The following is a 9,718-nucleotide window of genomic DNA, read 5'->3' as shown; positions in this document are numbered from 1 at the left end:
CACATTGCGGCGCGGCCGGTTTTTCCATGCAGCTTGCGCGGTGTCGTAGGACAGCACGTCGCCGTCCTGCGGATTGTCGATTGCAAGGGGGAGATCGATGGCGCCCACGCCGGGCTCGCCGGGCGGCCCCCGCTTGCCGCGCATGCCGCGTTCGACGACTTTTACCACCTGCACGCGCGACGGCTTCATCAGCACGCCGCCACCATCAGTCGGCATTCGCGCCTCCCTCGATCCTGAGATTGCCGTGGACATAGGTGCGCTGGACCTCGCCGTCGCGCAGCTCCAGCTCGTATTCGATCAGCTCATGTCGCGGCAGCGCGCGCGTCAGGGCGAGCCCGTAGCGCCACTGGATGATGCGTTTCTCGCCGGGCGCGTCGACTGGCTCGCCGTCCTCATCCTCCCTCGCCTCGATCGTCAGGCCGCTGTCCCCATCGGCTGTGCTGAAATCATGGCTGATACCGCGCGCCGGGGATCGGATCGACAGCACCGCCTGAAGCTCGTCAAGGTCGAACTCGAATTCGAAAATGACCTCTGGAGCATTGTTGCCCGCCCAAAGGATCAGGTCGTATTGCCCGGCCATGGCCCCCTCCCTATGCCGCGGTGCCGATAGCCGTGCCGGCTGACCAGTCGCCGGACGTTGCCGACCTCTTGACGAAAACGACCATGGGAGACACGTCCGTCCGGAGATACGCGAAGCCCTGCGCCGCGCCGTTGAAGGCTGCGCGCTGCGCCAACGTGCCGGTCGCGTCCGGGCGGAGGCCAAGACCAGCGTTGATCCGCTCCAACAGATCGCGGATGCCCTCGTTGATCGCGATGTTGCTGTGCCACCAGGAGGAGACATGCAGGATCGCATAGTCGGCCGTATTGGTGACCGACGGCCCGGCCCACGGGAATTTCAGTGTCAGTGCCGTGTTTGTGGTCGGCAGCTCGACCACGCCGACAAACCCGGCGTGATAGATCAGGTCGCCCGGTGCGGCCATGTTGAGCCATGTCGTCGTTGCGCCGGTGACGTTCTTGCTGCCCTGTGTGAGCGTCGCCGTGCCCTGGGAATATGCGGTCATAGGGTGCTCCAATCAAAAGCCCCGCTCGGGACGGGGCTGCTGGTCGTTCGGTTCGGGGGCGGGCTCAGGCGGCGGCTTCGGGATCGCGGCCTTGACCGCATCGCATCGGGCGAGCCAGGCATCGAGCAAGGATCGGTCGCCGCGCTCCGCCCAATAGATCGCATCGGCGAACTCGGCGAGCGCCGGATACCGCTTCGCTCGCGCCGCCCGATAATCCGGCGTGAGCCTGATCTTCTGGCCGGTCATTCCGGAGCCTCGATTTCGTCTGGCACTTCAATCTCATAGGTTTTCGGCATGTAGGCCGGCGCATCGAGCGTGACGCGATAGATGCCGGGCAGCGCGAAATCCAGCTCAACCGTGCTGTCGGTGACGTCGACCGTGCCGCCGGAGCCACTGTCGTTCTGCCATGTCAATCGCGACGGTATCGGCATGTCAGTCAGAGTGGAACCGTCGAGCACGGCCGGGAATGGCCCCCGCATCCGGATCTCTTTCGTGGCGAGATCGACATAGTGCTCATCGAGACTGCCACGCCCGATCAGCCAGCCCTCGCTATTCGCCAACAAATCTACGACCTGTCTGATTGACAAAGTCCCCGCCGTCGTGATCGAGCCTGTATTGATGTCGTACTGCACGACGCTTACAAGTTCTCTTTCATTATCAATGCTCATCTTGCCAACTCCACGACAGCAATCATGTATCTGATACGAGGTTTTTGCAGGCTGCTAAAAGATGCGCCGGTCGCTCTCACCCGGAACCACCTCCACATATCGCTCGGTGTTGTGCCGGGAGAAATCACTGCGAATAATGTTGCAGATATCCAGGCCCCATTTGAACTCAAATTTGTCCGAGTAATTGGCGCGTTGAACTCTGTTTGTGCCACTTCGTTCATCGTAACCTGCAGGGTTCCGACACCATTCATGTCTTGTATATATCGTCCTGGATTTTGGTTATTAACATCTTCATCCGTACCGATTATACTCCCCCATACGAGGACTTTCGCTCCAGGGCGAACATTAAATTCTACAGCGTCGGATTGCTCATCAATAAGCTTGTACTGGTAGAACCCGCCTGTATTGGACACGGCATTGTTAAGAATATTACCTGTGTTGACTGTATTGCCGCCCATCTGTGCGTTGTTACCGATAACAACCTGATTTGTGATGAGCTTCGGGGCGGTGATCGTTCCGTTCAGGGTCAGATCACCGTCGATGATCATTTGGACCGTGCCACCGGAACCGTCATTCCGGCGCGCGCCAAGCAATTTGAAACCACCCTGCACGCCCTGGCCGAGATCGAGCGAGACACCATACTGCGCTGTCAGCCCGCCCGGCCCTGATACCGTCTGCTGGAGCGCGGTGATTTGGCTAGTCTGGTCCCCAACCGTCAACTGCAGCGTGTTGATGGACGATACCTGTGCCGTCACCTGTCCGCCGATCGATGTGACCTGGGCCTCGACCTTTTCATACGACCCGGCCGAGGCCGAAACGCCGTCCCGGCCGACAGCGATATAGTCGATCTGGAATTGCGACCCCGAGCCGACACCATCAGATGGCCGGATCATGAGCATCGTCAGGGCGCCATGCCAACCGCCTGCAACCGTCAGGACGTCGACGGTGCGCTCAATCCATTGGCCGTTCACCGTGGGCGTGGGCAGCTCGATCCTGTTTGCCGCAGCAAATTCGTTGGGCGAGCCAGTGGTCGCGAAACGCACAACGAACGGGCCATTGTTGCTGCCCGAGTTTCGCCTGTATCTGATTTTCAGCTTTGGGATGAGCGATGTCGGTATGTTCAGCCCTGGATACCAGACGTTATGCGACGTGTTTTGCTTCGTAATGTTCAGCACGCCGAGGGCAACATCGACCGATACGCCTCCTGACGCTGAGTTGAACCAGCCAGTTATGCTCTCCGCTACCGCGAAATCAAAGCCGCGTTCGGCGACGAACATGCTGTCGGCCGACACCTCCAATGCGGAGACGCGGCCACTGACCGCGTCGACGTCTCCCTCCGCATCGGTAACTCGTGTCGTCAGCGCGCCAAGCGCCGTTGCCGTGGCACTGACACCCGTTGTCGGGTTGTTGACGGTGTTTTGCAGCGCGGTAATCGATGATGAATGCGAGCTGACGGTGCCGTCTATAGAGCTTACCGCGTTCGTCAGCGAGTTGATGGCGCTGGCGTTCGCCGCGAGCCCGGTGGACGGATGGGCGACCGCATTCGTGAGGCTCGTTACGCTGCTCGACAGGGAGTCGACGCCGTCTTCCGTTTCCTCTACGCGCGCCTCGATCCGTTGAAATGCGCTCGCGGAGACCGGCGCCCCATTGCGTCCAACCGCGATATAGTCGATCTCAAAGCGCGAGCCGGTGCCGATGCCGTCGCTCGGCAGCATCATCAGCATGCTCAAATTGCCGTGCCAGCCGCCCGCGACACTGATGACGTCTACAACGCGTTCGACCCAGACACCGTTGGCAGGCGCCGCGGGCAGCTCTATGCGGTTGTTCGCCGAGAACTCGTTCGGACTGCCGGTGGTCGCGAAACGCACGACGAACGGGCCACCGTTCGACCCTGTCGCCCGCCGATACCGGATTTTGATCTGCGGAATGAGCGAGGTCGAGATGGCGAGGCCGGGGAACCAGACATAGTGCGTCGCCGCCTGTTTCGTGATCGTCATCACGCCAAGAGACGCATCATGGCCGAGGCCGGATGATTGGGAGTTGAACCAGCCGGCTACGCCGTCGCCGAAGTCCCAAACCCGCTCGCCGACGAAATCCGAGTCCTTGCTCGCCTCCAGCGCAGTGATCCGGCTGCTGGCCGTAGTGATGCCCGTTTCTGTGCTTTCGACACGGGTTTCGAGACCGTCGTAGGCCGACGCCAGCGCAGCAAGGCCGCCGTCCGGGTCTTCAATAGCGGACTCCAGGTCCGTGACCCTGCTGCTGACCGACGACAGCCCGTCCGCATTGGCCGTGACGCTGGTTTTCAGGGATTCGTGCGCGAACGCCGACACATTCGCGCCCGGCCCGCCAACCTCGATGTAGTCGATCTCAAACCGATCGGTCGCCGCAATGCCGTCCGAGCCCAGGAACATGACCAGCGATATCGTGCCCAGCCAGTTCGCCGCATCCGTCATCCGGACAGTCGCCGTGATCCAATTGGTATTGGGCGTTGCCGGCAGGTCAACAAAATTGCCCGCATTGAACTCGTTCGACTGGACCGAGCTCTTGAACCTGATGCGGGCCGCTCCCACCGCCGACGTCCCGGTCGCCCGCCGATACCGGATGCGCAGCAAGGGCGCCTGCGCGGCCGGGAAGGACAGGCTACCGACCCAGACCGCGGATGCTGTCGCGTTCTTGGTGTAATAGAGGAGCCCATTGGTCGCGTCATGGTTGGCAGTGACGTTCCCGGTCCACCCTTCCAGGTCAGTCCGGAAATTCCAGCCGAGCAACGGGGCAAACGCGGTCGCGCCGCTTTCGAGAATGTCGACACGTTCGGTCACGGATTCGATACCGTCTTCCGTGTCCGTCACTCGGCCTGACAGCGCGCTGATGGCCGCCGCCTGCCCGGTCAGTCCCGTCTCGGCATCCGTCAGCCGCGTGCCCAGCGCCGTCGTCACGGTCGCCAGCGCCTCGTCTTCGGCGATGCGCGCGGTGCGCTCCGTTTCGATCGCGGCCCAATTATCGAGGTCGCCCTTCGCCAGCTCAACCTTGATCAGTTCGCTGCGCGTATACTCATGCGCGGCCGTGGTCGCCTCAGCCGCCGCCAGGCGCTCGATGGCCTCATCCAGCCGCCGGCGCAGGCTATCGATTTCGTCCCGGCGTTCGGACCAATCGAATTTCGGGAAATCGATGCCCGCGAAGTAATCGGCGATCCATTGCTGCAGGTCGGCCCCGGCCGCCGAGATCAGCGATATCTGGTATTTGATCTCGGCCGACAGCGCGTCCCAATCGATCGTGCCGGCGCCAGGGGCGAAGTCCACGACAGGCAGGTAGGTATCGATGGTCGCATAGACCGTCGGCCCCTGCACGCCCGCATCCGTGACCGCAAACGCTGCGACTGTCGCAGCCATCCCCTCGACAAACCGCAGCGTGTAGGTGCCCGAGGTGGATGGACCGTCGCTCACCGTCTCCCAGGTCGCGCCGTCGTCATAGGACAGGCTCACGACATAGCGCACCGCGCCGCGCGCCACGCCGACCGCCCATTCCATGTCGAGACTATTGGTCTTCTGGATCGGCGCGGCCCGCAGCCACGGGATGATCGGCACAGACGGCGCATCCATGTCGCCGCGGCTCGGGATGTCCGGCTCCGGCGGCACAGGCTGCCCGATCGCCGACCAGACCGCGTCCGAATCCCGCACGGCCTCGATCGTCACCCTGTCTCGGCCCTGCGGCGTGGCGCTGTCGACGATGTACGCGTCCTGCAGTTCTGTCAGCGGGCCGATCAGCACGGACGGCATGTCGCCGCCCTTGTCGTCGCAGATATGCGCCAGCGACATGCTGCTGCTGGCCTCGGCCGCCGCCACGTCCCCGGCGTGCAGGACGATGGTACGGGCATTCCCGCCCTGGGAGACGGACACCGGCCCCCACTCGCGGTTGCGGTGGCTCCGGAAAATGGCGTATTTCCCTGCCGCCTCCACGTCCGTGTCAAGCGTGATCGTATATGCCGCCTGCCCCATGACGCCGGCCGCGACCGCGTCGGACATGTACCAGACGTCCACGCGCGCCGGGTCGCCGCGCGACACCAACCGCCCCTCGTGCTCGACAACGATCGTCCTGCGCTCGCGCCGGTAATAGGCCGCAGCCGCCATCCACGTCGCGAGATGGTGGGCATGCTCATAGGTCGACACACCGGCGGCCGAATAACGACGGGGCGTCAGGGAGGCGGTACCGAACGTCGCGCGCACCTCGCGCCGACGGCGAGGGTCGCTATCCTGATAATACTCGACGATGACATCGGCCTGGCCATCGTCGCGCGACACCTGGAAATGAGCCTGCGAGCTGTCGCGCACAATCTGGCGCCTGGTAAACAAATGCTTGGCGACAGCGCGCGGCTCGTCACGGCCAATCGACCACGTATTGCCGATGCGCACCGGATCTGCCCTGATCACGCCCAGCACTGTCGACGCCGCCTCATGCACCGACACCGGACCGCGAATGATCCCGTCGAAGCTGTCCAGCGCCGTGAGCGTGCTCGCGTAATGCAGCGCCCGAGCAACGTCGATCTGGCTGTCGACCAGGTTGCCGCCATAGGCAGAGCGCATGATATCGCACCATGCCCATACCGCCTTGCGCGTCGGCTGCTCTTCCCATGACGATCCATTCCAGACCGGCAGGCGCCGCGAGGCGCGGACCCAGATATCAGCAAACGACGTCGCCACCAGCGTCTTGCCGGACCGGATCCTGACCGCGATCTCGGTCACGTCGGGCCGGATGATAGTATCGTCGAGCGGCGCGCGCAGGCCATCCCAAGTCAGGTCATTGAAGAGCCGGTGGACGCCATATGCGTCTCCGTACTCGGCAGGCTGGGTATTCTGCGCGCGGACGGCATATCGCCCTTCCGCAACGTCGATGATCCGGGTGAACCGTTGGGCGCGCGTGGTATTGAGCTGTTCGTTACCACGATACAGCACGTTCCATCCGCCAATCGGATTGTTATTGTCGTCGATCGGCGCGTATTCGAACCAGGCGTCATAGAAGATCGGCAATTGCCGGCCGTCTTTGCCCCAGTTCATGTAGCAGCCATGCGGCAGGCTGAAATCGATCTGGATTTTCTTCGTCGTGATGCCGGGCGGGGTGACCGGCCACGGCCCTGACCATGCAGGATTCGGCGCATCATTCGCTCGGGCGATCTCGGCGCCGGCGACATCCGGCGAGGAGATAACGGTGCCCGGCACAAGGCTCGACGTACCGCCCGGCGGAATGATCTCGACCGCGCCGCCGACGAATGTCTCATGGATACCGCCGTCCGGCGTCCACAGCGTGGCCTGCCCGACATTGATGCGCTCAATGTCGTATTTGCCAAGGCCCAACGTCATGCGCTTGTAAAGGACCTGATCTTCACCGTCGTTGATGATGTAGTCGGGCTGCGACAGGTCCGGCTGCGTCCAGAACTGTCCATAGCCGACCGGGATGCGCCCGCCGGGCTGGGGCATGTTGCCGCCGCCGGACACGCCGTAGAGCGGTTCGCTGGTGGCGTTCTGTTTGTTCGCTTTGGCCTGCGTCGCCTTGCTGATCAGATAGCCGCCGCCCATGACGATACCGGCAGCAACCAGCTTCCCGGTGAGCGTGAGCCCACCGGCCGCCGTTGCGAATACGCCGCCCAGCGCGCCGACCGCATAGGGCGCGACCACGGCCAGCGCGATCATCGCCAGCGCGCCGCCGATCGCTTTGCCCTGATTGCCGCCGCCCCCGCGCCCGCCGCCGCCCATCGGCAAATAGGTGATGACGACAGTCGCATCGCGCGGCACCAGCGTGCGCCGCCAGTCGCCCCGCATCACGACGGTATCGTCCGCCGGCATGAGCGCCTGCCCCGGCCGGCTTACCGACACAATGAACGGCCGTGAGCGGTCGGCATGGCGCGCAACGATGGTCGACAGCCGCTTGCGGCGCGGGTCGAGCTTCTGCGGCGCGTCAACCGGTTGGCCGACGACGTCCTGACGGATCAGCAATGCCATGGGGTATCAGTCTCTCGGAACGAAAAACACCGGGTCCATCCACCGGCGGGCGGATCGGAACACGAACAGATCGTCGAACACCACGCCGTGCGGATCATCGACATGCAGCAGGCCGCCGCCATCGAGGTCGAAGTAGACGCCGGCGTGCTCAAAGAAATCAATGCGCGCGCCCCTGCGTACCATCAACGCCACCGCGCCGTGCACGGGCCGCTCGATCGCCTGCCAGCGTTTACGCTCGGGATGGCCGTTGAACAGACGCGCCTTTGCCGCCCTGCCGTCCGGCGCCACATCGAACACCGGCGGCAAATCGCGGTCGAAAAGATCGCGCTGCACTTGCCGGACGAGCGCCCAGCAGTGCAGCCCGTCGCGCGCCCATGGCTGGCCGATCAGCGCCGTGAGGTACTGGCCTGCATCAACGTCACTTTTCATGAGACAAACCAAACTTTCCGTTGACATTCTGTAGCCTGAGAGCTACAAATAATCATGATCGACGTTCGCAAAACACCCACTTACGACAGCTGGTTCGACGGCCTGCGGGACGCTCGGGCCAAGGCCAAGATCAACGTGCGGATTTACCGCCTGCAGAACGGGAACCCCGGCGACGTGAAGCCGGTTGGCGAGGGTATCAGCGAACTGAGGATCAAATACGGCCCCGGCTATCGCGTGTATTACGTGCAGCGGGGAAAAATTCTTGTGATCCTGCTCTGCGGCGGTGACAAGAGCACACAGGCCGCGGATATCAAGCGTGCCAAGGAAATCGCGAACGAGCTTGAGGACGAAGACGAGAACGAGGACGAAGACGAGGATACAGACGAGGACGAAGACAATGGCAATTAAAACGACACCCTGGGACGTGACCGAATACCTCGATAGCGAGGAGGCCATCGCCCACTTCATCGAGGCCGTTCTCGAAGAGAACGACCCCGCCCTTCTGGCGGCTGCCCTCGGCGACATCGCCAAGGCTCGCGGCATGACACAGATTGCGCGCGAGACCGGCCTTTCGCGTGAAAGCCTGTATCGGGCTCTCAGCCGGGAGGGCAATCCCGAGCTGGGCACCGTCATGAAGGTCATGAAAGCCCTCGGCTTGCGCCTGACTGCGGAACCATTGCAGGCGGCGTGATCAACCATTCTGCAGCGCCGGGTAGAATTCGAGGTCATAGGTGCGCAGCGGGAACGCCTGCGTCTCGATCTCCCGGAACGACAAGGTGCCCTCGGCGGCCGTCGCCGTCAGCGTCACCTCGCGCAGTTCCAGATCGGAGATGATGTCTCCCGGTTGCGTCAGATCGGCCGTCGTGTATGCGCGAAACGTGATGCTGATCGGCTGCGACGACTGGATAGCGTCGCGCAGGTAGGGCAGCAAGAGGCCGGACACATTGTCGATCCGAAGCTTCGCCTGCCCCGGACCATCCTCGGAAAAGCCCGGCGGCGTGACGCTGATGTCCATGGCCGTGAACGTCGCCGAGCCCTGCTCGCCGCCGAGCGGCAACGTCATGTCCTCATCCGTGCCGGTCACGACGCGGACCGGCGTGGCGAAAGCCGGATGATCCAGCTCGATCGTCTCATAGATGACGTGCTCTCGCGGGGTGCTGGCATACGCCTCCTGCATCGCAACGGTAAGGCTCATGTTTCAGCTCTCGAAAATGCAAAGCGTGAACGACACCAGGTAGTGCTGGCCGGTTTTTGGTGCTGAATAGGTCGCACCATCGATATAAACGCGCCGCGTCTGACACCCGCCCGGCAAGAAAACCTGCATGGTGAAATGCCCCGTGCCGTCCGACAGGTCGTTGTAGAAGAACCCCTCGAAGGTCTGCATCTGCGTCGGCGTAAACCGCAATTGCACCGGCTGCTTTCGAATGCGTGTCAGGGCGCGCCGGCGCATTCGGTCCGGGCCGTCTTCGTATTCCGTGCGCGCCGGCTCACGCGATGGCGTCGGCGCGGCAAGAACAGACGCCGTGGGCGTGTGCGGCAGGCCGGCGGGCCAAGATGCGATTGCCAT

Annotated in this window: 11 protein-coding genes; 2 read left to right on the top strand and 9 right to left on the bottom strand. The window is 63.0% G+C overall.

Annotated features, from left to right (window positions below; translation table 11 throughout):
- From ACUSIJ_RS07740 to ACUSIJ_RS07710, 7 genes are all read right to left on the bottom strand, one after another.
- The coding region (locus ACUSIJ_RS07740) for a hypothetical protein (protein WP_449307802.1) at nt 1–216 on the bottom strand (216 nt) is incomplete at its 3' end.
- On the bottom strand, nt 206–580 hold the full coding sequence (locus ACUSIJ_RS07735; protein WP_449307801.1) for a hypothetical protein: 375 nt from the start codon (nt 578–580) through the stop codon (nt 206–208). The genes ACUSIJ_RS07735 and ACUSIJ_RS07740, both read right to left, overlap by 11 nt.
- Before the next feature lie 10 nt (nt 581–590).
- Nucleotides 591–1,061, bottom strand: a complete 471-nt coding sequence (locus ACUSIJ_RS07730) for a hypothetical protein (protein ID WP_449307800.1) — start codon at nt 1,059–1,061, stop codon at nt 591–593.
- A 12-nt stretch (nt 1,062–1,073) separates the two neighbouring features.
- Nucleotides 1,074–1,307: a hypothetical protein gene (locus ACUSIJ_RS07725; RefSeq protein ID WP_449307799.1), complete on the bottom strand. Its 234-nt coding sequence runs from the start codon at nt 1,305–1,307 to the stop codon at nt 1,074–1,076.
- Nucleotides 1,304–1,729 carry a hypothetical protein gene (locus ACUSIJ_RS07720; protein ID WP_449307798.1) on the bottom strand — a complete coding sequence of 142 codons (426 nt, stop codon included), beginning with the start codon at nt 1,727–1,729 and terminating at the stop codon, nt 1,304–1,306. Before ACUSIJ_RS07720 ends, ACUSIJ_RS07725 begins: the two co-directional genes overlap by 4 nt.
- Nucleotides 1,726–7,722: a host specificity factor TipJ family phage tail protein gene (locus tag ACUSIJ_RS07715; protein WP_449307797.1), complete on the bottom strand. Its 5,997-nt coding sequence runs from the start codon at nt 7,720–7,722 to the stop codon at nt 1,726–1,728. The genes ACUSIJ_RS07720 and ACUSIJ_RS07715 overlap by 4 nt, the downstream gene beginning before the upstream one ends.
- Nucleotides 7,723–7,728: 6 nt before the next feature.
- Nucleotides 7,729–8,151, bottom strand: coding sequence for a hypothetical protein (locus ACUSIJ_RS07710; protein WP_449307796.1), 423 nt, complete (start codon nt 8,149–8,151; stop codon nt 7,729–7,731).
- A gap of 54 nt (nt 8,152–8,205) precedes the next feature.
- Here ACUSIJ_RS07710 and ACUSIJ_RS07705 point away from each other — a divergent pair, with 54 nt between their 5' ends.
- Nucleotides 8,206–8,559 (top strand): type II toxin-antitoxin system RelE/ParE family toxin, encoded by a 354-nt coding sequence (locus ACUSIJ_RS07705; RefSeq protein ID WP_449307795.1) that lies wholly within the window; start codon nt 8,206–8,208, stop codon nt 8,557–8,559.
- Nucleotides 8,549–8,842, top strand: coding sequence for an addiction module antidote protein (locus ACUSIJ_RS07700; RefSeq protein WP_449307794.1), 294 nt, complete (start codon nt 8,549–8,551; stop codon nt 8,840–8,842). The genes ACUSIJ_RS07705 and ACUSIJ_RS07700 overlap by 11 nt, the downstream gene beginning before the upstream one ends.
- Here ACUSIJ_RS07700 and ACUSIJ_RS07695 read toward each other — a convergent pair whose 3' ends face one another.
- Both ACUSIJ_RS07695 and ACUSIJ_RS07690 read right to left on the bottom strand, forming a co-directional pair.
- Nucleotides 8,843–9,346, bottom strand: coding sequence for a DUF1833 family protein (locus ACUSIJ_RS07695; RefSeq protein ID WP_449307793.1), 504 nt, complete (start codon nt 9,344–9,346; stop codon nt 8,843–8,845).
- A 3-nt stretch (nt 9,347–9,349) separates the two neighbouring features.
- Nucleotides 9,350–9,718, bottom strand: a complete 369-nt coding sequence (locus ACUSIJ_RS07690) for a hypothetical protein (protein ID WP_449307792.1) — start codon at nt 9,716–9,718, stop codon at nt 9,350–9,352.

This window comes from Pseudochelatococcus sp. B33, from assembly GCF_053570585.1.
The sequence above is the reverse complement of the archived record's forward strand: the minus strand, read 5'-3'. Positions and strand labels throughout refer to the sequence as shown.

What these genes read in the sequence shown, in the direction of transcription:
- ACUSIJ_RS07695 (WP_449307793.1), bottom strand. Translation starts at nt 9,346, where the DNA reads ATGAGCCTTACCGTTGCGATGCAGGAGGCGTATGCCAGCACCCCGCGA.
- ACUSIJ_RS07690 (WP_449307792.1), bottom strand. Translation starts at nt 9,718, where the DNA reads ATGGCAATCGCATCTTGGCCCGCCGGCCTGCCGCACACGCCCACGGCG.
- ACUSIJ_RS07735 (WP_449307801.1), bottom strand. Translation starts at nt 580, where the DNA reads ATGGCCGGGCAATACGACCTGATCCTTTGGGCGGGCAACAATGCTCCA.
- ACUSIJ_RS07715 (WP_449307797.1), bottom strand. Translation starts at nt 7,722, where the DNA reads ATGGCATTGCTGATCCGTCAGGACGTCGTCGGCCAACCGGTTGACGCG.
- ACUSIJ_RS07725 (WP_449307799.1), bottom strand. Translation starts at nt 1,307, where the DNA reads ATGACCGGCCAGAAGATCAGGCTCACGCCGGATTATCGGGCGGCGCGA.
- ACUSIJ_RS07705 (WP_449307795.1), top strand. Translation starts at nt 8,206, where the DNA reads ATGATCGACGTTCGCAAAACACCCACTTACGACAGCTGGTTCGACGGC.
- ACUSIJ_RS07710 (WP_449307796.1), bottom strand. Translation starts at nt 8,151, where the DNA reads ATGAAAAGTGACGTTGATGCAGGCCAGTACCTCACGGCGCTGATCGGC.
- ACUSIJ_RS07700 (WP_449307794.1), top strand. Translation starts at nt 8,549, where the DNA reads ATGGCAATTAAAACGACACCCTGGGACGTGACCGAATACCTCGATAGC.
- ACUSIJ_RS07720 (WP_449307798.1), bottom strand. Translation starts at nt 1,729, where the DNA reads ATGAGCATTGATAATGAAAGAGAACTTGTAAGCGTCGTGCAGTACGAC.
- ACUSIJ_RS07730 (WP_449307800.1), bottom strand. Translation starts at nt 1,061, where the DNA reads ATGACCGCATATTCCCAGGGCACGGCGACGCTCACACAGGGCAGCAAG.